The following is a 24,485-nucleotide window of genomic DNA, read 5'->3' as shown; positions in this document are numbered from 1 at the left end:
AGCTTTAGCCTAATTTTTCTTTGAGGAGTTCATTGACTCGGGCGGGATTTGCGCCTTTGGTATTTTTCATCACCTGCCCGACAAAGAAACCAAACAGCTTGTCTTTTCCATTTTTGTATTCACTCACCTTATCTGCATTGGCTTCCAAAACCTCCTCGATAGCTTGCAAAATCGCCCCATCATCATTGACCTGCATAAGCCCCAAAGAAGCTATGAGTAAATCAACATCGCCCCCTTTTTGCTCGATCAAAATATCCAAGATTTCTTTAGCACCTTTCCCGCTAATCTTATCTTCTTGTATGCGTTGCACTAGCGTGCTTAATGTCTGCGGGCTGATACCGCAATTTTGCAGGCTTGCTTCTGCTTTGAGCCTGCCAAGGAGTTCCACGCTTAGCCAGGTAACGCTGAGTTTCGGACTCGCACCCCCAGCAATCATCGCCTCAAAATAAGTCGCCATCTCCAAATCACTTGTCAGCACAACCGCATCGCTTGCTTTGATACCAAGCTCTTCAATATAGCGCTGGCGTTTCTCATCAGGGAGTTCAGCAATCTGTCGCCCCTCTTCTAAAAGCGCACTATCAATAACCACAGGCAAGAGGTCAGGATCGGGGAAATACCGATAATCTGCCGCTTCTTCTTTGCCTCGCATTGAGCGGGTGATACCCCTTTGTGTGTCAAAGAGCCTTGTTTCTTGAACGACCTCTTGGGCGTATTTGTTGTCTTCCCACGCTTGGATCTGGCGCTCCACCTCGTATTCGATGGCTTTTTGGATAAATCGAAAACTATTGAGGTTTTTGATTTCTACCCGTGTATAAAGCGCACTATCGCCTTTTGGTCTAATCGAGACATTCGCATCACATCGGAAACTACCCTCTTGCATATTCGCATCAGAAATGCCGATAAATCGCACGATTGAATGGAGTTTTTTGAGGTAAGCGATGGCTTCATCACTGCTTCGCATATCGGGTTCAGAAACGATTTCAAGTAGCGGGGTGCAGGCACGATTGAGATCGACTTTGGAATAGTCATCTTCGTGGATATTTTTCCCCGCGTCTTCTTCCATATGCGCACGCGTGATCCCGATGGTTTTTGTCTGCCCGCCAACCTCTATATCAAGCGTGCCTTTGCCGACGATAGGGATTTCAAACTGCGAGATTTGATAGGCTTTGGGCAAGTCAGGATAAAAATAGTTTTTTCTTGCAAAGATAGAATTTTGATTGATGGTAGCATTGATGGCTGTGCCAAATTGGATGGCTTTTTTGAGGACTTCTCGATTTAGCACCGGGAGCGCTCCGGGCAAACCCAGACACGTCGGGCATACATTGGTGTTGGGGGATTCTCCAAAACTAGTCGGGCAGGAGCAAAAGATTTTTGTTTGCGTGTTTAGCTGGACGTGCACCTCTAGCCCGATAATGGTCTCAAAACCACTCATTTACCTTTCTCCTCCTTTTTGGTTACGATACTAAAGCTCAAATTTTTGATTTCAGGGTGGGATTTGACATAGCCGTTGAATTCTTTGAGGGTGAGATTTTTGATTTGCTCAAGTTCGATTTTGTCAAAATCCAATGGCAAGCCCAAATAAAAATTATAAAATTTAGCCCCCAAGCGTGCCGAAAGGGTCTCATTGCGGAGTGGCTCAGAGCCTAGTAGAAATTTTTTAGCATTATCAAGCTCGGCTTGCGTAACGCCCTTGTCGATAAAATCTGCCACGACTTTTTTGACCAATTTGATACTTTCGTTTTGGTTTTTGAGCTGGGTTTGGAGATAGCCTGTTGCGTAGCTGGCGATGTTAGCGGTTACGATACGCATATAGGCAGAATATGCCAGCCCTCTTTTTTCTCGGATTTCTTCCATCAAACGTGATCCAAAACCGCTTGATCCGAGTATAAAACCCATCACCTTGGCTTTGTAAGCTTCATCTTTGAGGCTATTGATGGCAAATGGCGCACCAAAATAAATATAGGCTTGCTGGGTATCTTTGAGGATGATTTTTTCTTGCGGTTTAGCATTGGCATTATAATGATGGGTTTTTGCTTTTTGCCCTGTGGGTAGCTTGGATAATATGGGCTTAAGGGTCGCAAGGGTTTTGTCTGTGTCGATGTCCCCGCCCATAACGATAATGAGCCTAGAGAGGGAAAGATTTTCTTTGAGATAGGTTTTGATGTCTTTTAGCTCTATATTTTTGACACTTTGGATCGTCCCTAGTGCTGGGTGTGCTAATGGGGTGTTTTTGAATAATAGACTTGAAAGTGTCGTGCTAGCAATATAATCAAAGTCGGTTTCTTTGTTTAAGAGATTAGATATGGTTTTGGTTTGGATATTTTTTAGGGCGTTTTCGGTGAGATTGGGTGAGCTTAGCAAATCGCCCAACAGGCTAATGGCGTCCTTTTGTTTGTCTTTGAGATAATCAAGCGTAATATTAAGCGTTTCTAGTCCTGAACTCGCACTTAGACCAATGGCTTTTTGCTCGAGCTTTTCAGAAAATTTCGTCGCCCCAAGCTCTTTTGTGCCTTCATTGAGGATGCTTGCCCCCAGGCGAGAAAGCCCAAATTTCTCCCCATCATTCACGCTCCCCCCACCGATGAATACCAGCTGTATCGAACCGATAGGCAAGAGAGAGGATTCTTCATAGATGACAGGGATTTTCACGCCATTGATTTGATAAAACAAAATCGGATCTTTTACTGAATTTGCACTCATATGGACTCCTAAGCATAGCATTAATAGTGTGATTAAATATTTCATTCAATACCTTTTGAGGATTTCATAAGCGGTGTTTCTCTTTGCAGGGTATTCCCCGATGTCTTTGATGAGCTTTATCATCTCATCTTCATTCATCGAATGGCTCGCCCCAGCGGCGGAAACGACATTTTCTTCCATCATCGTGCTACCGAGATCATTTGCCCCAAAGAGCAATGCTAACTGCCCGATGTGCGAGCCTTGTGTTACCCAAGAACTTTGGATATTTTTGACATTATCCAGATACAAACGGCTACAAGCCAAAAGCCTCAAATACCGATTGCTAGAGGCTTTTTTGATGGTAGGGATTTCTTTTTGCAGGGGGGTGTTATCGGGTTGGAAGCTCCATAAGATAAACGCACGAAATCCCCCGGTCTCATCTTGGAGATCACGCACACGTTGCCAATGCTCTACGACGTCCTCATCATTATCCACGCTCCCAAACATCATCGTTGCGGTGCTTTTGATGTCGAGCTTGTGGGCTTCTCTATGGACTTCTATCCATTCATCAGAATCGAGCTTCTTAGGTGCGATAATATCTCGCACCCGATCGCTTAAAATCTCCGCTCCCGCGCCTGGAATCGAGCTAAGCCCGGCATTTTTGAGACGGGTAAGCACCTCGGGGATAGTGAGTTTTGAAAGCTTAGCGATGTAGTTGATCTCAATAGCAGAAAACCCGTGTATGGTAACTTGCGGGTATTTTTGATAGATATGGCTAACCAAATCTTCGTAATAATCGATTTTGAGCTTGGGATGCACACCCCCTTGAAAGAGGATTTGCGTGCCACCGATGGCGATGAGTTCATCGATTTTTTGATCGATTTCTTCAAAGCTCAAAATATAAATACCCTCTTCATTCAAACGCCGTTTGAACGCACAAAATTTACAATCCACCCAGCAAATATTGGTGTAGTTGATATTCCGATCAACGACAAACGTCGTGATTTTGTCGGGATGGAGTTCTTGTTTTTTTTGGTTCGCCATTTCGCCAAGCTCTTTGAGGGAAGCATTTTTCATCAAATCAAGTATTTCATCATTGCTTATGCGTTTCATTTCTCAATCCTATTTAAAACCTCGTGCCCATCGTAAATTCAAAGTTTGATGTATAGTCGCCGGGCTGTTTGTTGAAGACCTTGATAGGGAATACTAGCACAATCGGACCAATGGGAGAAACCCACTCCAGTGCCACGCCCGTAGCCGCTCGCCATTCAAGCCGTTCAATGCCGTGATTAGGCACGCCATAGTTTTTGAAATCCGCCACCCGTTGGCTTTGTCCCTTGTAAGTCAAAAATCCATAATCAAAATAAGCCGATAATCGCATTTTTGCTGCTTCTAAAAGCCCATAGCTTAGCTCAACAGAGTTGGTAAAAAGCCCATCGCCCCCTACCCAAAGTCCAAACTGATCTCTTGGAGAAACCGAACCACTCTGAAAACCGCGAATCGTGGTAACCCCGCCCATATAAAAGGTGCTATTGATAGCCAAAAAGTCTTGGGGATTGTAGCGGAAGATATAGCCCCCTTGGGCTTTGTATCGGGCAATCAAATCAAGCCCGATGAGGCTTTTTAGGTGGTAGTAAGCGGCAAATTTCGCATAAAGCTTGGCATTCCTGACATTCCCGCCTAAGCCGTTGAATTGGGCATAAGCCGAAGCGATAATGCCGTTTTTGGGGAAATAGTAATCATCAGTATTGTCAAAGCTAATACTTGGGGTGATCGAGCTGGCGATGGGGATATGGTAGTCTTTATCCCAAATCCCAGTTACCGGGATTCCGCCCTCTGTGCCTACAATCTGGGTATTGGGTGCATAATACCTTTCATAAAGTGGGGAGGAAAAATTAAATGTCTTGGTGAGATTAATATCATAACCCAGACTCACCCGCAAGGTATTGGTCAAAAGCCTGCCGGCTGTGAAGCCAAAGCCCCCGGATTGCTCGACATATTGGTAATTGACATAATAATTGGCATAGAGATTAGCCGATGTGCTGTAGCGACTATCAAAAATACGGGGATTGCTTAGTGAGATATTGCCTGAAAATTGTTGCCCACTATTGCGGATACCATTATAAGTTTGCCCCGTTCCTGTGGAGATATTCGCATAGATACTCCCGCTTTGCCCTGTGCCAAATAGATTTCTTTCGCTCACTGAGCCATTAAGCATCAAACCCCCATAGCTCCCATACCCAAGCCCAAATTGGAGTTGTCCTGTTCTGCCCTCAGTAACGCTTACAAGCAAATCCATCGAATCGGCACTCACCCGCCTTTCTTCGATTTTGACATTGTCAAAAAACCCTAGCCTGCGGAGGGCATTTTCAGAGTTTGCAACTTTGCTAAGGCTGTATTCATCGCCGGGTGCGAGCAGGATTTCACGGCGGATAATCCGATCGCTCGTGCGGGTGTTGCCCGAGATAATCACATCGTTGATATGGACCTTGTCGCCTACTTGGATATGGTAGATGACCTTGACATTGCCATCAGCTTCGTTTTTGTCAAGGTCGGGTTTGACAACGGCAAACGCATAGCCTTTGTCAGCGATTTGTTGTTTGAGGATTTGGGTGTCTGCACGCAGGTTTTCGATGTTAAAAATTTCATTTTTTTTGACTTTGATGGCTTTTTGGAGTTTTTCGATCGGGACGACTTCATTATCAATGTCGATCTCGACACCTGAGACCTTGTATTGCGTCCCCTCGATGATTTTGTAATAAAGGCTTGCGGTGTAGGTAGAAAAGTTTGCATCCAAAAATGGTGAAGAAATATTGGCATCCAAAAAGCCGTGGCGCATATAGACATCTTGGATTCTTAGGCTATCGTATTCAAGTTCGTTAAGGTGGAGTTTGCCATCATTAAGCCCCCACATCCAGCCCATAAAATCCCGTTGTTTGTTGGCACTTAACGATTCGATGTCTTTTATTTTGAGTTTTTCTCTGCCAGCGTAAGTGGCTTTTTTGATGATGATATTATCCCCACGATTGACATTAAGCGTGATGGCATACGCCCCATCAGAACTCACCGGGGTAATATCAGTCTCTATGACCGTGCCATAATAGCCTTGGTATTCCAAAATCGTTTTGAGGATATCTTTGGCTTTTTCGATTTTTTGCTCATCAAATGTATCGCCTTTTTTGATCCCCATTTGGGTATAAAGCGTTTCTTTTTCTTGCTCGGTCCCATAGCCCTTGATCTCAATGCTGGCTACACGGGGTTTTTCGACAAAGTGAAATGTCAGGACGCCATTATCAAAAGTCGCATACACATCTTTGAAATACCCTTGATTATAGAGGGCTAGAACGGCTTTGTCTATTTTGGCGGGGTCTAGGGGGTCATCAGGCTGGATATCAGCGACTTCGCCAGCTAGCATTGGGGACATATATTGCAACCCATCGTATTTGATAGCGACAATTTTTTCTGCATAAAGGATAGAACACCCCAAAAATAGGAAAAAAATAATGAGTTTTTTGATATGCAACTTCTTGATGCCCCTAGAAATTTTATATTGATAAATTGTATTGATTAAATACTTGGCTACCCGATTATACTTCGATTTGTCTTAAAACAAAATATTTTGTTAAATATTGGGGTGCAAAAGGGTTTGAAAATTTTTATATTCACAATGGGTCGGGTGCTATGGATATAACCAAGATTTTTATTTTTTACCATTCTCATTATTTCGCCATTTTCACCTTTACCATTTTTACCATTCTTGGAGTTCATTATAAAGACTATCTCTTTCGATCGCACGAAATCCCGCATTTTTGATCTGATAGACCATATCATCTTTGCCCATCCCCGATTTGCTTTTCGCACCACCTGCTGATTGGATCGCTTCTGCTTCGATCGTCCCATCCATATCATCGGCACCAAATTCTTGTGCGACAAGGGCGAGATTCATACTTAATGTCGCCCAGTAGGCTTTGATATGCGGGACATTTTGCAAGATGATTCGGGCAATACTGATGGTTTTTAGTATCTCTTGCCCGCTGGGGAAATCCTCTACTTTGAGGTAATTGTTTTGTTTTTGGTAGAGCAAGGGGATAAATGCGTTGAACCCGCCATTTTTGGCTTCGACGATCTGGGGGTCTTGCTGGGCGTTTTTGATTCTTAGCATATGGTCGATGCGGTGTTCGCGGTTTTCGATATGCCCAAAAAGCATTGTGCAATTACTCATTTTCCCCAATGAATGCCAATATTGATGGATTTGTATCCATTTTTGTGAGCTGACTTTGCCATTACAGATATGTTTCCTGATTTTTTCATCAAAAATCTCCGCACCCCCGCCCGGCATAGAATCCACGCCGGCTTTTGCCATATCTTCTAGCACCTTTTGATAACCAATGCCAAATTTTCTATCCAGATAATCCACCTCCGCAGCTGTCATTGCTTTGAGATGGATATCAGGGACATTTTTTTTGATGGTGCTAAAAAGCTCGATATACCACTCATAGCTGTAGTTGGGGTTGTGGGCACTGACGATATGGACTTCTTTTGCGCCCCGTTGATAGGAGCTGATGGTTTGGGCGAGGATTTCATCGATAGTCATTTCGTAGGGATTGGGGTTTTTTCTGCTCGCAGAAAACGCACAAAACTTACACACATCCGCACAGATATTGCTTGGATTGATATGGCGGTTCATATTGAAAAAAACCTTGTTGGTGTATTTTTTCTTTCGGATGGTATCTGCGGCTTTGCCTAGTGTGAAAATGTCGTATTCATAGAGTTTTGAAAGTTCGTGCGCACTTAGATTTTCCCCTGTGATGGCTTTGTCTAAGAGATCCATTCTGATTCCTTATGATATTTTTGTAGGTTTTTGGGATTGTATCACAAATATTTAAGCAAAAATTATCCACCGGTAACATAAAACGCCCGTGCAGAAATTTCTTCTGGCATAACTTCTTGATTCCATTGATTTTTTTCGGGCTTGTTGGTAACGGATTCGTGCAGGACTTTTTTCATTTCTTTGGGGTCGCCCTTTAGCATTGCTTTTTTGGAATCGATAGCGTTTTGATAATACAAACACGGGCAAATCATCCCCTCAGCAGTCAGGCGTATGCGGTTGCAACTTTTGCAAAAATCATCATTATGCGGGGCGATGATACCAAAGGCATAGCCGTCTTGGGTTTGATAGAGTTTGGCAGGTCCAAAATTTTCTTTTTCTACGAGCGTGAAAGTATATTTTTGGGCAATAACATTCAAAATATCGGCTTCTTGAAGCCCTTTGAGTTGTGCTTTGGCGTGGGTGTTTTCCATATATTCGATATAGCGGAGCAAAATGCCCTTGCTTTTGGCAAATTCAAGCATAGCGATGATTTCATCATCATTGATACCTTTGAGCGGGACCATATTGAGCTTGATTTTTAAGCCGACATTTTGTGCCTCCTCTATGCCCTCTAAGATCGCACCCAAAGCGTCCTTTTTGGAGATTTTTAGCACCCGATGGGCTTGGAGAGAATCCAAAGAAATATTGATACGCCCCAGCCCAGAGTCCTTGAGCGAGGCGGCGTATTTTTTGAGCAAAAAGGCATTGGTCGTAAGGGCGATTTGGACTTCTGGGGCGTATTGATGGATAGAAGCGATGAACGCACAGAGGTCCTTTCTAAGCAGGGGTTCGCCCCCAGTGATACGGATTTTTTTGATACCTTCATCAATGGCGACTTTTAGGAATGCCAAAACATTTTCCAAAGGGATATAATTTTCATCTTCAAAAAAATCCATTGGTGTTTCAGGCATACAATATTGGCATCGGAAATTGCATTGCTTAGTAACCGATACACGGATGTAATCAATCGTCCTACCAAAAGTGTCTTGTAGCATATTCCCCCTAAATATAAAAAAATATATAACGCATCATATGAGATTTTAAACGTCGCAATCATACAATAAACTTTTAAATCTGATTTTTTAAGGAATAAAGTGAAATTAACATTGCCGTGTGTCTTGCTTGCTGGGGGGAAAAGTAGCAGAATGGGGAGAAACAAGGCGAATCTGATTTTTGGCGATATGACAGGGGAAAAACTGCTTAAAGAAAGTCTTTTAAGCTACCAATACAAAAAAATGTGCCAGATTTTTGAGCGGGTTTTTATCTCTTGTAAGGCAGGGGCTAATTTTGATCTGGAGGCGGATTTTTTGGTTGAAACAAGCGAGCTATTTTCCCCGCTGGTTGGCATAGAAAATGCCTTTTGTGCCTTAGATGTGCCTAAAATCTTTTTCCTCAGTGTCGATACACCATTCCTCAAGGAAAGCACGATTAGGGCGTTGTGTGCTTTGAGCGGGGATTATGATGTCGTTTGTCCGGAGAATAGCGCCCGGGCACATTATTTGATGGGCGTGTGGGACAAGCGTATGGGAGGCAATATCAAAGAAGCCATCAAAAATGCCCATTATCAAGTCGGCTCAGTGGTGAGGGCGTCGCATTTTTTGTGCGTGGAATTTGAAGATGAAAAAGAATTTTGCAATCTCAACACCCCAGAAGACTATCAAGAGGCATTGGCGTATTTGAGGAGAGATAATGGCTGAAGAACAAGAAAAAACCGAAGCCCCATCGACGCACAAAATCCAGAAAGCCCGAGAAGAGGGCAATGTCGCCAAAAGTCCTGAAATTGTCGGCTTTGTGGGGCTTTTGATTGGATTGGTAAGTATTTTTGTTATTTTTCCTTTTTGGTTGCGCCGTTTTGAAGAGATTTACACACAAGCACTCGGGTGGATGCGTTTGGATTTTACGCCTGAAAATATTTTTAATATCTTTTTGGCATTGCTACGTGATAGTTTTGTGATGATTTTGCCTATTTTTTTGGTGCTTGTGATTGCCGGGCTTATCGGCAATATCGCCCAATTTGGATTTTTGCTAAGCACCAAAGCCGTCCAGCCAAAACTTAGCAAAATCAACCCTATCACCGGGATGAAAAACCTCTTTTCGCTCAAAAAACTCCTTGATGGGGCAATGATTACTTTGAAAGTTTTTGTGGCTTTTGGCGTGGGATTTTTGATATTTGCTAGCTTTTTGGGCGAGCTAGAGCATATCGCGCTTTTTAATGTATTTGACCAAATGGTTTGGTTTCGCAATAAAGCATCGATTTTGATTGGGGCGTTGTTATTTTTGTTTTTTTTGATGGCGATGGCAGATTTTATCATCAAAAAACGCCAATATACCAAATCCCTCAGAATGAGCAAACAAGAAGTAAAAGATGAGTATAAGCAACAAGAGGGAAACCCCGAAGTCCGTGCAAAAATCCGCCAAATGATGTTGAAAAATTCGATGAGTAAAATGATGAGCGCAATCCCGAGTGCCAATGTTGTCGTTACCAACCCCACGCATTATGCGATTGCCCTGCGTTTTGGAGACAATGACCCCGCACCTGTCGTGGTTGCCAAAGGTATCGATCATCTTGCTATCCGTATCAAAGGGATTGCGAGGGAACACGATATTGAAATCGTAGAAAATCCCAAGCTTGCCAGAGAGCTTTATAAAGAAGTCGATATTGATGAGCCTATCCCAAGAGTGCTTTTTGAAGCTGTGGCGATCGTATTTGCCCAAGTGGCAAAAATCCAGCAAGAACGGGGTAAAAAGTTTTTGTAAGCACCCCCCCCATCAAAGCCTGCCAATCCCCGCTAAGCTAGCCTATTTTCTTCCAGCCATTTTAGAGCAAGCCCGAGGTATTCGCCCTTTTTGGGTTCGTTAAAAATTTCGTGGCGTGCGCCATCAAAGATCTCAAGCCTCACATTCTCATAGCCTTGCGATTTCAAATGCCTATAAGCCTTTTGCACCCCCTTGCCAAATTCCCCGCAAATATCTTCTGCCCCGCTCATAAATAGCACGGGCAAGTCGGGATTAGCGGGCTTGTGCGGGTAGGGAGAAAATACCTTTTTCATCCCGCTAAAAAGATTTGCAAAGCTATTGGGCGTGAAGCGAAACTGGCATTTCGGATCTTCTAAATACGCTTTGACAGCCTCTTCATCGCTACACGACCAATAATTTTTCAAAGGATCGCCCTTATCTTTGCGGAGGGATTTAAACTTCGCATTAAAAGAAAGCAAATCGCCAGTTTTGGGACTCATATGCACGCCCAGTTTGTCTAAAATCCTAAAAAGCACCACGCCAAATCCCAAAAGGCGGTTGGGCGAGGGCGTCCCTGATAGGATGAGTGCATCGATTTTGTCTCCACCAAGTTGCAGAAACCTCCTCGCTAAAAGCGATCCCATACTATGCCCCAATAACACGACTTTGTAAGCAGGAAACTCTTCGGCAATGATCGCATTTAAAGCAAACATATCTTCCACAGCTTTTTCAAAGCCATTTTCACCCATTTCTCCTAGGACAATCTTGCCCCGCACGCTTTCGCCGTGTCCCCGGTGGTCGTTGATAAAGACGCTATAGCCAGCTTGTGCCAAACTTTTGGCTAGCCATTCATACCTGCCTTTGTGTTCGACCATCCCGTGGGCGATTTGGATAGCAACGCCGTTGGGGGCGCAGGGCAGGTATTTATCATAAGCGATGTGTCCAAAATCGGTTTTGAATTTGAGATTTTTGATGATTTTCATTTTTTTATCCATATTTTTTGCATTTGATTTGCTACACTTAAGTTGAGAAGAAAACGTATTATAGCAAAGGATTTGCGATGAAAATTTTGACATTCCAACAAACTCCAAATGCCCCGAGTGAAGTCGGGATTTTAGATACTACCGCCCAAAAAGTCATCCCTGTAGAGATAGCGGGCATAACGAGTATGCAAGATTTGATAAAATACTGGGACAAACCCCTCAAGCAGAGGTTAGAAGAACTCATAAGCGCACCCAAAAAAAGCTTTGATTTGTGCGATATTAAAAAACTTGCCCCCATCCCACACCCCGCACAAGAGGTGATTTGTCTAGGGGTGAATTATCTTGATCACGCCAAAGAATCAGCGAAATTCAAAAAAGAAGCCTTTGATGGCAAGCGAGATGAAGCGGTGTATTTTGGCAAACGGGTGAATACAGCCACTCCTGATGGCGGTGTGATCCCCTCGCATAGCCATTTGACCCAAAAGCTCGATTATGAAGTCGAGCTGGGTGTGATTATCGCCAAAGATGCCTACGGCGTGAAAAAATGCGATGCGTTTGATTATGTTTTTGGCTATACCATCATCAATGACATTAGCGCAAGAGATATCCAGCTCAAGCACAAACAATGGTATGTTGGCAAGAGTTTGGAGGGGTCTTTGCCGATGGGCCCGTGGATAGTTACAAAAGATGAATTTCCCTGCCCGCCCACACTAGAGATCTCAAGCTATGTCAATGGCGAACTGCGTCAAAAAAGTTCTACGGATTTGATGATTTTTGACATCGCTTATGTGATCGAAGAGCTAAGCGCGGGGATGGTGCTTAAAGCTGGCAGTATCCTCTCGATGGGGACGCCATCGGGCGTGGGGATGGGGTTTGAGCCACCCAAATTTCTCAAAAGTGGCGATGAGGTGGAATGTCGTATCGAGGGGATCGGGAGTTTGAGAAATACTATTTCGTAGATAAAGTTTTTTGATTATTGAAATTTATTATCACAACCGCTTGCTTGTCAAGTATAATTTCGCAAAAATAAAATTGAGGAATCAAAAAAATGGATACCCAAACCTATAATCAAATCGTAAATTTCATATGGGGGATTGCTGATGATTGCCTCCGTGATGTGTATGTGCGAGGCAAATACCGATAGGACCAAGCAACAAATGCTAGAAGCTGACTTCATTGCCTACCTCGATGGATTTTCGCCTAATATCCAAGAGATATTAGATAAATTCAAGTTTATGAAATATTGATAAAAAGTAATTTTCAGCTAAAATTTTCCTGTTAAAAATAAAAAAGACAAAGGCAAATGATATGAAATCCAATGAAAGTAATTTTCGATTTATAGAGCAAGAAGGCTTCATAGAGATTCCATTTTTCCAAAGAGCCTATGTTTGGAAAAAGGAGCAATGGGAGCAGCTTTTTGATGATTTGCTAGAAAGTTTTAATAATCAAAAAACACATTTTTTAGGATCTATTATATTAAAACAAGTATCCACAGATGCCGGTAGAGGGAGCGTGCGAAGCCTAATCGATGGACAGCAAAGACTTACAACATTTTCTATTTTAGTCAAGTCATTATTTGATAAGCTTGATAGTGATGATAGGTCAGATAACGCAAAAACTATATATCAAACACCAACAAAAGAAAAAAATCCAAAAATCAAACATTCAAGGCTCGATAGGGATGATTTTAGCAAAATTTTGAGGGCAGAAAATTGTAAAACTTTTTTAGATAGAGATGAAAAGCTCAAAAAGGAATTAAAAAATAAGAAACTAATTCAATGCTATTGTTATTTTTCAGAACGAATCAATGAGGTAGCTAATTTTAAAGAATTTTTTAGCTATATATTGGACTCCAAGCTTTGGGTTCTTATAAATTTAGAAAACAATGAAGATGAGCAAAAAATCTTTGACTCCATTAACACTTCTGGGCTAAAACTCACAGCAACTGATATTATCAAAAATGCTATTTTTGATAAAGCTATAAAGCTTGATTCAAAATGGGGAGAATGGCTCTATGAAAAATATTGGGAAGAGATTTTTGAAATAGATAATCAAAAGAGAGATTTTTGGGATGAAGAACTTGCAACAGGTCGTCTAAAAAGGACAAGAAGTGAAATATTTTTGCACGCTTTTGCCATTATTTATAAATTTTTTGATTCTGAAGTTTCTTTAGAACATTTAAGTTCTAGATATAAAGAAAAGATAAAAGATTTCAATAAAGACGCATTAGAGAGCTTTTTGGGAGATATTAAAAAATATGCTATTGTGTATTTTAATTTTCCAAAAATTGATCAAAGCACTCCTCTAAATTTTGAAAACTTCGAAACAAGATTGTTTCATATATTGAAAATCACAGACACAAACACAATAATTCCACTAATTCTAAAACTAAAAACAGATCTTTTGGATAACAAAGAAGAGCTAGAAAAATGCTTTTATATTTTAGAGGTTTTTATTATTCATCGCTGGATTTCAAATAAGCCAACAAAGCCTTACAATAAGATTTTTGGTGCCTTAACGCAAAATGATCTTGGAGGTAATTATTATGCATCTTTAAAGGATGCTCTTAAAGAAGAATTACCAAAAGTAAACGAGATAAAAGATTGCTTGATATCTAAATATTCTTATCTCTCCAATAAGCAAGCAAGCCTTATTCTATTCTGGATAGAGCTTTATAGGAGATTCAAAAATAAATCCAAACAAGACACTATTGAGCTGTCTTATATATATTCGTTGGAACATTTAATGCCTCAAAATTGGAAGAAACATTGGGTAGAAGTAGGGGTAAATGATGAACTTGCAGAATCTTTAATCTATCAAATCGGAAATATGACTTTACTTAAGGGTGCACTAAATAGCACGATCAAAGATGTTGCTTGGGAGGTTAAACTTCATGGCGACAAAAGTGCAAAAAATAACATTGAAAAATGTGCTGATTTGCTGATTACTAGGGAATTATTGAATAAAGAAAAGTGGGACAAATATACCATAGAAGAGCGGAGTGAGAATTTGATAAACGAGTTTTTTGAGATATGGGATATTGACTAGCCGTTGGAAAGCTGGCGAGCGGAATCGATTCGTCTGTAAATGAATGTGGTTTGTGTGAGCAGTGAGGAATGTAAAATTCCAAGTAGGTGTGGGAAAACCACTAAAACCGGGCAGATGGAGAAGTCAAACCTCAAGCAAATACATTCAAACTAACGCTTGGACCGGGTAAAATTTTGTGATAAAAAATCTTTGGTTGCCTGAAATCTGGTCAAAAATTTCGAAATTTAATTTTTTATATGAAAAATCATTGGGTTTTTAAAAATTATACTAGGTAGAGTGGGTGCTGGGCTTGCTTGTAAAGCACCCTGTCTCACGCTAAATGCCCGCACTAGGGCTTTAGCTACCCAGTGCAACAGACAAATCCGCAATCAAATCCTCGACATTTTCCAAGCCCACACTCAAGCGGATCGTATTAGCCAAGATACCGGCTTCTTGGAGTTGTGCCTCGCTTAGCTGGGAATGCGTGGTGCTGGCAGGATGGACGATGAGCGATTTGGTATCCCCGATATTGACAACAATGCTAAAAATTTTGGTGCTATCACAGATTTTTTTGGCATTTTCCAAATCGCCTGTGATTTCAAAGCTGATTAGCCCGCTACAGGAGCCATCTTTGAAATATTTTTTAGCCAGATTATGGTAGCGATTGCACGCTAAGCCGGGATAATTCACCGAGGCGACTTTGGGGTGGCTAACAAGAAATTCTGCGATTTTTTGGGCGTTTTGGCTGTGTTCTTGGATACGGATTTTGAGCGTTTCGAGCCCTTGCAAGACCAGCCAGGCATTAAACGGGCTAAGCGCTGCGCCAATATCACGCAACAAGGCGGTGCGAATCCTGAGATTAAAGATCGGCAAGCTAACATCAGCATAAACAAGCCCGTGATAGCTTGGATCGGGCGTGTTGAATTGGGGGTATCGGGGATTGTTTTTTATCAAATCATTCAGCCCCTCTCGATCGATGATAGCCCCCGATATGGTGCTTCCCTGCCCGCTAGCGTATTTGCTGAGGCTATGGACAACCACGTCCGCACCCCATTTGATGGGATTACAGAGGATTGGCGTTGCCACGGTGTTATCGCAAATCGTGATAATGCCGTGTTTTTTGGCGATTTGCGTGATTTCTTCGATCGGGGCGATGGCGATTTGGGGATTGCTCAAGCTCTCAAAAAACACCGCCTTGGTTTTAGAATCGATCAAAGCTTCGAGCGTTTTTGGTTCATCGATTGCAAAAACCCTCGCTTCTATACCGAAGTTTTTGAGCGTGTGAAGAAAGAGGTTGCTTGAACCCCCATAGATTTTGTCTGCCACGATGATATTATCGCCTGTGCCTGCGAGATTTACGATAGCATAAAAAATCGCCGCACTCCCGCTCGCCGTTACGACACCGCTCGCCCCTCCCTCCAAAGCGGCGAGGCGATTTTCGAGCACATCGTTGGTCGGATTGGTGAGGCGTGAGTAGATATTACCGAGTTCTTGGAGGGCAAAGCGATTGCCTGCTTGCTGTGAGTTCTCAAACGCATACGCTGTGGTTTGGTAAATCGGCACGCTCATTGTTTGCTGGGAATCCCGCTGGTAGCCTGCGTGGATCGCTAATGTTTCTTGGTGTAGTGGTTGGTAGGGTTGGTTAGGCATTTTTTATCCTTTGAAATTTATTTTTGATGAGTCATCGGGGAGAACTTTATCAAATATTTTGTAAATACAATATGTGTTTTATAATAAATCGGATAAAAAATAATGTATATGTTACGATAATAAACAAACACATATCGTGTTTGAAAATTTATGATTTGATGTTTGGCTCGAGATTTATCGATGGGCGGGCGTGAGATAAACAATAGGCGGGTTAAAAACTCCGCCAAACCCTGACCCGACCCGGTGCAACACAGGATTAAAAGGCGTGGTGGGCTTTGGTTTGCTGGCAGATGGGATTTCAAACCTTAGAAATTTTACCCGCCCGCCCCAAGTTGATGAGGCAAACGTAGTGCGACCATAACCCTATCCTTTAGGAGCGAAACGAGGCTTTGCCTTGCGGAGCGGTCTTCAGATTCGCTAAGCGAATCGAGTAAAACTTAATGACAAACCTTAGAAATTTATCTCGAACGCACAGCCTTTGGCTGGGTGTGAGATGATTACTTTAGGAACGAAGCAAGATTTCACATCTTGCGTAGTGGTCTTCAGGTTTGTTTTTAAACAAACCGAGTAAAAAATAAAGTAACATAATAATTTATTTTTATAGGATTTTTAAGGGTATGGGGTATAATTATATTTGTCGGTTACTTGCGATAACCGACAAAACCACTATAAAGGACTTTGTTATGAAGCAACATAACAAAAGCCTAAAAGAATTATACATCAAATTACAACTATTTGGTGTCCAAATTACTTTTAGGATCAAACGGGGGTGAAATTCCCTCTCCTTTTTTGTGGTTTATTTGTTTTCATTTATTTTTTACTCGGTTTGTTTAAAAACAAACCTGAAGACCACTACGCAAGATGTGAAATCTTGCTTCGTTCCTAAAGTAATCATCTCACACCCAGCCAAAGGCTGTGTGTTCGAGATAAGTTTCTAAGGCTTGTCAGTTTGGAATTGCTAGCAAAAAAGCCAGCTACGCTTTTTAATCCCGCATTGCATTGGGGGCGTGCAGTGGGTTTCTGACCCACCCACCCGATGGTTGCAAGGGGGCGCGACACTTCGCAGGTAGAACCCCGCCCCCTGCATAAAGAAAAAAATAAAGAATAAAGCAGGTTGGGTTTGATATTGGTTTGTGAATAGAAACCTTAGAAAGCGGGTTGATATTCCTGCGTTAGCAGGATATAACTCGGGTGGGTCAAAATACTTTAGGAATAGAAAGAGGCTTGCCTCTTGGAATGGTCTTTAGATTCACAACGTGAATCGAGTAAAAAATAGATGAGCCGGTCTTCAGGTTTGCATTAGCAAACCAAAACAGCATAGTGGAAACCTATGAAATTTATCTCCAACGCACAAGCGTAGCTTGGGCGTGAGAGGAGGAGCGTTAAGCCAAAGACAACTGCTTGTCTTGAACAAGCTCCGCACGGCGATGCGTTTATGCTCCGATAGGAGCATAGCATACGACAAAAGCGGGTTTCACTCTGCGGAATGGTCTTCAGATTCGATTTATCGAATCGAGTAATCATACATATCAATCCACAAAATGCGCTAAGTATTTTTTATCCCTCTGGAAATGCCATTTAAAATTCGCCATTAAATGATTGTAATCACTTTTGTAGATGGCACGGAATTTAATCTTATCTTTTAAATCGGTTTTTTGGGCTTTGTAGTAGTCTTGTAGGTTGATGTAGTCCTCATCTTTGACGCCCTCACAAGGGATGTCTTTTTTTACCATCCCAAAATGCAGCCAAAAGCACCCCAGACTACGCACGCAAAATACATCGCCATAAGGGATAGTCTCTACGCCGTGATTGATAAAATAATGATAAAAGGTAGTTGCATTGGGGATAAAAATCGCGGTGTCGATACCGCCGTTGTAGGCACTAAAGCCACTGGAATGCTTGGGATTTAACGGGAGGAAATAATTTTTAATTTCCTCTTGCTCAATCTCTTGTAGTGCCCCCCCCCCAATAGAAATTTCACCTACATTGTTTTTGAAATTTTGCCCTAGATTGATCCCGCAAAGCCCGTAAGCACACCGCCCCGCAACGAGTGTCATATATTTGGCAAAAATCCCCAAAGGCAACACCGCTTCCAAAAAATCACTAAAAGGCCTGTGGAGTCGCCCTAAGATCTTATTTAGCAGGCTACGTTTGGGCTTTACATATTTATCAGCACCCAAAATCGCCTCTCTAAGCGCCTTTAGCTTTTCTGTGAAGTAGATTTGGTCCGCATCGATTTTGACATAATACCTATACGAAATCCGCACCAGCCCATAATTGCTATAATGCGCAAAATTATGCACAGAAAAGCTATCGCCATTTTGCTGGTGAGAATCTTTGTCAAAGCAATGAGAAAATGGGTGGGGCACTACTTCGGGGGTATAATAAAACAGCTTGATTTTGTCGGGGTATTTTTTTGCTTTTGCTTGGCAAATCTCATAGGTCGCATCGATACTGGGCTGGGCGGTGATGATGAGCTCATCAAGGGCGTCAATGCAACTCTCAATCGCCAGCCCAATCGTTCGGGCTTCGTTTTTGACACGCAAATGCCCGCTGAGACCAAGCGGGCGAGGGTTATCGAGATTTTTGATCTCATCGGTCAATATGGCAAATTCTGAATCCTCTTCTGTTGTGAAAAATTTTTTGGAAAAATCGAGCTTGGGGTAGGTCAAATCGGCAGAAACTTTCATTTAACTCCTTAGCGATAGATGTATTCTTTTGTTAGCGGTAGGTCGTTATTGACGCTATTGGTGAGGAGTAATTGGAACAAATCCACGCTCCCTACACGAAAAGCCGATGCGCAACTATTGAGATAAAGCCCCCACATACGGACAAAACGCTCGTCGTATTTTACAGAAATCTCATCGATATGGTGGTTAAAATTTTTGAACCATTCATCAAGCGTCTTGGCATAGTGTATCCGCAAGCTCTCTGCTAACAAAAGATGAAAGTCTGACTCGCTCATAATCGAAACCACCTCCCGCAACGAGGGCAGATACCCGCCTGGAAAGATATATTTGTCTATCCACGCATTGGTCTCACCCTCAAAACAGCACATAATCGAATGGAGCAAAAACATCCCTCCGGGCTTTAACACTTCTTTTACCTTTTTGAAATACAGCGGGATATTGGCTTTGCCAACGTGTTCAAACATCCCCACACTCACGACTTTATCAAACTGGTATTCTTTGGGATCTAAATCTTGGTAATTCAATAATCGAATCTCGACCTTGTCTTCAAGTTTTGCTTGAATAACACGTGCTTTTGCGGCTTTATACTGCTCCTCGCTGATGGTAATGCCTAGCACATCCACGCCATAAGTCTGTGCGGCACGGATAGAGAGCCAGCCCCAACCACAGCCAATATCTAAAAGCTTCTCACCGGGCTTGAGATCGAGTTTTTTGAGCGTGTGATCGAGTTTTTGGATTTGGGCTGTATGGAGGGAATCCTCTGGTGTTTTGAAATACGCACACGAATAGCTCCAGGTCTCATCGAGCCAAATGGAATAAAAATCATTTCCCAAATCATAGTGGCTAGAGATATTGGATTTTTCTTTGGCACTGCTTTGAAACGGCTTGGCATTATCGTGCTTATGCAGATCGGCATAATTGGTGTGCAGATAGAGCACCCTTGCGACCTCATCCATCGAGCCTTCAATATCGATAACCCCGTCCATATAGGCTTCTGCGATCGTAAGGGACATATCTTTTTTTAGATCGCTTAGCTTCAAAGGTCGGTTGATTTTGATAATAAATTTTGGCGGGTTAGAGCCGTTTTGGTAACTATCCCCATCCCAAAATTTCACAGCATAATCCCCGATCTTCCATTTTTTGAGTGCTACTTTTAATAATAACTTTGACAACATCTTTGACACCTTTTTGACAAATTTATGCCGATTATATCACTTTGGTTTTACAATATTTTAAACTTGATTGGAATTATGTTGTTTTATCTGGATTCATAAACACATTTTGGATAGAATTTTGCATAAGATAATCCAAAAATAGCGAACTTACAAACTGGGGAAACGATGAGTAGTGATATCCGAACAAAATTTTTAAATTTTTTTAATTCTAAGGGACACCAGATCTATGAAAGTATGCCTTTAGTCCCTGATGACCCCAGTTTGCTTTTTACCAATGCGGGGATGGTGCAGTTTAAAGATATTTTTACGGGCAAAGTTCCCGCCCCTGCGATCAAAAAAGCCACCTCATCCCAGCTATGTATCCGTGCAGGTGGCAAGCACAATGACCTCGAAAATGTTGGCTATACCGCACGCCACCACACGCTTTTTGAGATGTTGGGAAATTTTTCGTTTGGAGAATATTTCAAAAAAGAAGCGATTGGCTATGCGTGGGAGTTTGTAACGCAAGAGTTGGGATTTCCCAAAAGTGCGCTTTATGTGAGTATCCACGAAAAAGACGATGAGGCCTATGAGATTTGGTGCGAACACATCGACCCTAGTAGGATCAAGCGGATGGGCGATAAGGATAATTTCTGGCAGATGGGAGACACGGGACCTTGCGGGCCTTGTAGCGAAATATTTGTCGATCAGGGGGCAGAGTTTTTTCACTCTGAAGAGGATTATTTTGGCGGGGATGGCGATCGATTTTTAGAGATTTGGAATCTTGTTTTTATGCAGTATGAGCGCCATAGCGATGGCTCGCTTTCGCCCCTGCCGAAGCCAAGTATCGATACAGGGATGGGATTAGAGCGCGTATGTGCGCTCTTAGAGGGCAAAAAAAGCAATTTTGATTCATCGATCTTTATGCCCTTGATAGAGGAAGTCTCTAGGCTTGCAAAAACGCCTTATGTTTATGAAAGCGGGGCGAGTTTTCGCGTGATCGCCGATCACGCTAGGGCGGTGAGTTTTTTGCTCGCCCAAGGGGTGAATTTTGACAAAGAGGGTCGGGGCTATGTGCTAAGAAGAATCCTCAGGCGGGCGATTCGGCACGGGTATTTGCTGGGGCTAAACCAGCCATTTTTATACCATATCGTTGCGAAAGTTTGCGAGCAAATGGGCGGGCATTACCCGTATTTGCTAGAAAAACAGGCTATTTTGATGGCGCAATGCCAGGCGGAAGAGGAGAGATTTTTTCAGACCCTAGAAGCGGGGATGGAGATGTTTAAAAAAGAGCTTACAACACTCCAAAAAGGGGCGTGTTTTAGCGGTGAGGTCGCATTCAAGCTTTATGATACTTATGGTTTCCCGCTAGATTTGACCCAAGATATGCTAAAAGATGAGGGCATTGGCATTGATATAGTGGCATTCCAGTCTTGTATGCAGGAGCAAAAAAGCCGTGCAAAAGCCTCGTGGAAAGGGAGTGGCGATGAGGTCAAAAATGGCGATTTTTTAGAGATTTTGAATGAATTTGGAGAAAATCAATTCAATGGCTACGAATACAGCCAGACTACCAGTCGTGTTATTGCCTTGCTGGATCGTTCGTATAAAAAGGTCGCCAGCCTAGCGGGCGAGGGATTTGTCGTTTTTGATGTGACGCCATTGTATCCCGAATCTGGCGGGCCTATCGGCGATAAGGGGGAGTTGTATCGTGCGGGCAAAAAAGTCGCCGATGTGTTGGATACCAAAAAATATTTTGGACTCAATATTTCTTTGATACGCCCATTTGAAACCATCTCGCCAGGCGAGGTTTTGGATGTCATTGTTGATCCTAATCGCTCTGAAGTCATCAAGCACCATAGTGCTACGCACCTTTTGCACGCTGTTTTGAGGAAAGTGCTAGGCGAGCATATCGCCCAAGCAGGCAGTCTTGTGGAAGCCTCGCGCCTGCGATTTGATTTTTCACACCCTAAAGCACTCAGCCAAGAAGAAATCCAAACCATCGAGGCAGAAGTCAATGCGATGATTTGCAAAAATATCCCTGCTACCACCGAGCATCTGAGTATCCAAGAGGCCAAAGCAAAAGGTGCGATGGCACTTTTTGGCGAAAAATACGGCGAAGTCGTGCGGGTGGTGAGCTTTGCTGGTGAGTCTTGCGAGCTTTGCGGGGGCATTCACGTGCAAAATACGGGCTTTATTGGGAGTTTTTATATCACCAAAGAATCGGGCGTGAGTAGCGGGGTGCGTAGGATTGAAGCGGTATGCGGGAATGCTGCGTATGTGTATGGCAAAAATGCCATCAATACGCTAGGGCAAACAAAAGAACTCCTCAAAAATCAAGATATTTCGCTAGGGATTTCAAAACTCAAAACCCAAATCAAAGAACTCAAAGAAGAGCTTGCAAAAACCCAGCCATCTGATGAACTAAGCCCGAGTGCTTGTATCAATGGTGTTGTTATCATTATCGCTCAAACCCGTAGTGCCAACATCAAAGAAATCATCGATAATGCCAAAAATCAAAACGAAAAAATCGCTATCTTGCTTATCTATCAAGGCGGGCAAGAGGGAGAAAAACTCTCCTTAGCTTGCGGGGTCAAAAATGCACCCATCAATGCAAACGAATGGATCAAAGCGGTGGCAAAAATCCTTGAAGGTGGCGGGGGTGGGCGGAGCGATTTTGCCACGGCTGGGGGCAAAAATCCATCCAAAATCCCCGAAGCTCTCGATTTTGCCAAAGATTTTGCCCAAAAAAAGATTGAGGAGAATATTTGATTATCCTTGCTTCTGCTTCGCTAGCACGTGCAAAATTATTGCGGGATTTTGGCGTGGCATTTATCCAAAAACCGCTTGATTTTGATGAAGATAGTATCCAGACAAAAAACCCAAAAAAATTTGTCTATGAAGCCACAGCGGGCAAACTCAAAGCCGCCCTAGAGACATTTGGAGACAAAAGCCCTGTGCTTGTCGCAGATAGTGTCATCAGTGTGCAAGGCGAACTCCAACGCAAGGCGAAAAATACCAACGAAGCAGTAGCATTTCTCAATAAGCAAAATGCCCAAACCATCGAAATCCTCACGTGTATGATGTATCACGCCCCTAAAATTGATTTTATCGACATCTCAGTAACGGCATATGAACTCTATGCGTTTGAGCCAGAAGACTTGCGTGATTATTTGGATTCAAAAGACTGGATGGGAAAAGCAGGTTGTGTGATGGTTGAGGGCTTTCACAAGCGTTATATCAAATCCCAAGTTGGGCTTACAAGCACTGCTATGGGGCTTTCTGTAGAGAAAATTTTACCTTTTTTAGAGATAATATGAGCACCAGCGTTTTGATTGTGATGTTAGTCGTTTCAATTATGATAGGATTTCTTGGGTTGGTCGCTTTTTTGTGGGGGCTTAGGAGCGGGCAGTTTGATGATGAAAAAAAGATGACACAAGGCGTGCTTTTTGATGGTGTCGATGATCTCAACGAAGCCGCTAGAAAAGAAGAAAAACAAAAACATATCCAAAGGAGCAAAGATGAACAAAACCTATGACGTGGCTATTATCGGGGCAGGCCCGGGCGGGATCGCATCGGCTGTTGAAAGCGTGATTAGCGGTATCAAAGACACTATTTTGTTTGAAAAAGGCGAAGAGCATTCCACTACGATTAGGAAATTTTACAAAGATAACAAGCGCGTCGATAAAGACTACAAAGGGCAAAAAGTCGAACTCAATGGGAATATCTTTTTTGATGATGGCACGAAAGAAAGCACGTTGGAATTGTTTGATGAAATCTTGAAAAATCACAATATTCACGCTTGCTTCAAAACAGAAATCGAATCCATCAAAAAAACGCCCGAGGGCTTTGTCCTCACTACGACGGATAATCAGGTCTATCAAGCCAACTATATCGTCGTCTCTATCGGCAAAATGGGGCAACCAAACAAGCCCGCCTACAAAATCCCTATCACATTGCTAAAAAAAGTCGTTTATAACATCAATGATTGCCAAGAGGGCGAAAAAATCCTCGTCGTTGGCGGGGGAAATTCTGCCGTTGAATATGCGTGTTATTTATGCACCATCACCGATACTACGCTCAACTACAGGCGAAGCGAATTTAGTCGGATCAATGAATCCAACGCCCAAAATCTCGCTGAAGTAATGCAAAATGGGCAGCTCAAGACAAAACTGGGTATTGATATTACCGGGCTTGAAGATGTAGAGGGGAAAATCAAGGTGCTTTTTACTGATGGGAATAGCGAGGTTTTTGATAGGGTGGTGTATGCTATCGGTGGTTTAGCGCCTGTGGATTTTTTGAAAAAATGCGGTATTGATTTGGACGCTAACAATATCCCTATCACGACAGACAAGCTTGAAAGCTCGGTGGGGAATTTGTTTGTAGCGGGTGATATTTTGTTCAAATCCGGCGCTTCCATCGCCACGGCACTCAATCACGGACACGAAATCATCAAAGAAATCAAGAATAGAATCGGCTAGGGTTTTGATTATGTTTTACTCGATTCACTAACGTGAATCTGAAGATCACTCACGGGAGCCTAGCCCCGTTTGCTCCTAAAGTAATCATCTCATATTCAAGCTTGCTTGAATATTCGAGATAGATTTCTAAGGTTTTCATTTTGCTTACTCGATTCGGGTTAAAGCCCGAATCTGAAGATCGCTACCACCGATTGAATCGGTGTTTGCTCCTAAAGAAT

19 protein-coding genes are annotated in these 24,485 nt (G+C 42.6%); 9 read left to right on the top strand and 10 right to left on the bottom strand.

Annotated elements, in window-relative coordinates; translation table 11 throughout:
• Positions 1 to 4: 4 nt before the first annotated feature.
• From gatB to moaA, 6 genes are all read right to left on the bottom strand, one after another.
• Positions 5 to 1,432 carry an Asp-tRNA(Asn)/Glu-tRNA(Gln) amidotransferase subunit GatB gene (gene gatB / locus BJI48_RS01650; protein WP_095331190.1) on the bottom strand — a complete coding sequence of 476 codons (1,428 nt, stop codon included), beginning with the start codon at positions 1,430 to 1,432 and terminating at the stop codon, positions 5 to 7.
• Entirely contained in the window at positions 1,429 to 2,745 is a 1,317-nt protein-coding gene (locus tag BJI48_RS01645) for a pitrilysin family protein (protein WP_095331188.1), read from the bottom strand. The genes gatB and BJI48_RS01645 overlap by 4 nt, the downstream gene beginning before the upstream one ends.
• Positions 2,746 to 3,792, bottom strand: a complete 1,047-nt coding sequence (locus BJI48_RS01640) for a dehypoxanthine futalosine cyclase (RefSeq protein WP_095331186.1) — start codon at positions 3,790 to 3,792, stop codon at positions 2,746 to 2,748.
• 13 nt (positions 3,793 to 3,805) lie between these two features.
• Positions 3,806 to 6,196, bottom strand: coding sequence for an outer membrane protein assembly factor BamA (bamA, locus tag BJI48_RS01635; RefSeq protein ID WP_257874353.1), 2,391 nt, complete (start codon positions 6,194 to 6,196; stop codon positions 3,806 to 3,808).
• Positions 6,197 to 6,427: 231 nt separating this feature from the next.
• Complete coding sequence (gene mqnE, locus BJI48_RS01625; RefSeq protein ID WP_095331182.1) at positions 6,428 to 7,510, bottom strand: aminofutalosine synthase MqnE; 1,083 nt, start codon at positions 7,508 to 7,510, stop codon at positions 6,428 to 6,430.
• 62 nt (positions 7,511 to 7,572) lie between these two features.
• Entirely contained in the window at positions 7,573 to 8,544 is a 972-nt protein-coding gene (gene moaA, locus BJI48_RS01620) for a GTP 3',8-cyclase MoaA (protein WP_095331180.1), read from the bottom strand.
• Between the two features lie 99 nt (positions 8,545 to 8,643).
• Between moaA and mobA the strand changes: the two genes are divergently transcribed.
• On the top strand, positions 8,644 to 9,246 hold the full coding sequence (mobA, locus tag BJI48_RS01615) for a molybdenum cofactor guanylyltransferase MobA (RefSeq protein ID WP_095331178.1): 603 nt from the start codon (positions 8,644 to 8,646) through the stop codon (positions 9,244 to 9,246).
• Positions 9,239 to 10,306 carry a flagellar biosynthesis protein FlhB gene (gene flhB / locus BJI48_RS01610; protein ID WP_095331176.1) on the top strand — a complete coding sequence of 356 codons (1,068 nt, stop codon included), beginning with the start codon at positions 9,239 to 9,241 and terminating at the stop codon, positions 10,304 to 10,306. Before mobA ends, flhB begins: the two co-directional genes overlap by 8 nt.
• A gap of 32 nt (positions 10,307 to 10,338) precedes the next feature.
• Here the strand turns inward: flhB and BJI48_RS01605 are convergent, their stop codons facing one another.
• Positions 10,339 to 11,268: an alpha/beta fold hydrolase gene (locus BJI48_RS01605; RefSeq protein WP_180763013.1), complete on the bottom strand. Its 930-nt coding sequence runs from the start codon at positions 11,266 to 11,268 to the stop codon at positions 10,339 to 10,341.
• Positions 11,269 to 11,345: 77 nt separating this feature from the next.
• Here BJI48_RS01605 and BJI48_RS01600 point away from each other — a divergent pair, with 77 nt between their 5' ends.
• The 3 genes from BJI48_RS01600 (at position 11,346) to BJI48_RS01590 (ending at position 14,316) form a co-directional block, all read left to right on the top strand.
• Complete coding sequence (locus BJI48_RS01600) at positions 11,346 to 12,227, top strand: fumarylacetoacetate hydrolase family protein (RefSeq protein WP_095331172.1); 882 nt, start codon at positions 11,346 to 11,348, stop codon at positions 12,225 to 12,227.
• Positions 12,228 to 12,368: 141 nt separating this feature from the next.
• Entirely contained in the window at positions 12,369 to 12,515 is a 147-nt protein-coding gene (locus BJI48_RS01595) for a hypothetical protein (protein ID WP_219350119.1), read from the top strand.
• Between the two features lie 61 nt (positions 12,516 to 12,576).
• Complete coding sequence (locus BJI48_RS01590) at positions 12,577 to 14,316, top strand: DUF262 domain-containing protein (protein WP_095331170.1); 1,740 nt, start codon at positions 12,577 to 12,579, stop codon at positions 14,314 to 14,316.
• Positions 14,317 to 14,652: 336 nt separating this feature from the next.
• Here BJI48_RS01590 and BJI48_RS01585 read toward each other — a convergent pair whose 3' ends face one another.
• The 3 genes from BJI48_RS01585 to BJI48_RS01575 all read right to left on the bottom strand — a co-directional run bounded on the left by BJI48_RS01585 (position 14,653) and on the right by BJI48_RS01575 (position 19,810).
• Positions 14,653 to 15,945 (bottom strand): aminotransferase class I/II-fold pyridoxal phosphate-dependent enzyme, encoded by a 1,293-nt coding sequence (locus BJI48_RS01585; protein WP_095331168.1) that lies wholly within the window; start codon positions 15,943 to 15,945, stop codon positions 14,653 to 14,655.
• Between the two features lie 1,529 nt (positions 15,946 to 17,474).
• On the bottom strand, positions 17,475 to 18,635 hold the full coding sequence (locus tag BJI48_RS01580; protein WP_095331166.1) for a hypothetical protein: 1,161 nt from the start codon (positions 18,633 to 18,635) through the stop codon (positions 17,475 to 17,477).
• Between the two features lie 8 nt (positions 18,636 to 18,643).
• Positions 18,644 to 19,810: a class I SAM-dependent methyltransferase gene (locus BJI48_RS01575; RefSeq protein ID WP_095331164.1), complete on the bottom strand. Its 1,167-nt coding sequence runs from the start codon at positions 19,808 to 19,810 to the stop codon at positions 18,644 to 18,646.
• 165 nt (positions 19,811 to 19,975) lie between these two features.
• Here BJI48_RS01575 and alaS point away from each other — a divergent pair, with 165 nt between their 5' ends.
• Genes alaS through BJI48_RS01555 form a run of 4 tightly spaced genes read left to right on the top strand, consistent with a single transcriptional unit; the run spans position 19,976 to position 24,267 of the window.
• Positions 19,976 to 22,558, top strand: coding sequence for an alanine--tRNA ligase (gene alaS / locus BJI48_RS01570; RefSeq protein WP_095331162.1), 2,583 nt, complete (start codon positions 19,976 to 19,978; stop codon positions 22,556 to 22,558).
• Positions 22,555 to 23,106: a septum formation inhibitor Maf gene (gene maf / locus BJI48_RS01565; RefSeq protein ID WP_095331160.1), complete on the top strand. Its 552-nt coding sequence runs from the start codon at positions 22,555 to 22,557 to the stop codon at positions 23,104 to 23,106. Before alaS ends, maf begins: the two co-directional genes overlap by 4 nt.
• A complete protein-coding gene (gene ccoS / locus BJI48_RS01560) occupies positions 23,103 to 23,324 on the top strand; it encodes a cbb3-type cytochrome oxidase assembly protein CcoS (protein WP_095331158.1) in 222 nt (73 codons plus the stop codon). Before maf ends, ccoS begins: the two co-directional genes overlap by 4 nt.
• A complete protein-coding gene (locus BJI48_RS01555; protein ID WP_095331156.1) occupies positions 23,308 to 24,267 on the top strand; it encodes an NAD(P)-binding domain-containing protein in 960 nt (319 codons plus the stop codon). The genes ccoS and BJI48_RS01555 overlap by 17 nt, the downstream gene beginning before the upstream one ends.
• The last annotated feature ends 218 nt before the right edge of the window (positions 24,268 to 24,485 follow it).

Origin of the sequence: Helicobacter sp. 11S02596-1 (assembly GCF_002272825.1) — a bacterium.
Taxonomy (GTDB): domain Bacteria; phylum Campylobacterota; class Campylobacteria; order Campylobacterales; family Helicobacteraceae; genus Helicobacter_J.
This window is presented reverse-complemented; position numbering and strand designations above follow the sequence as displayed.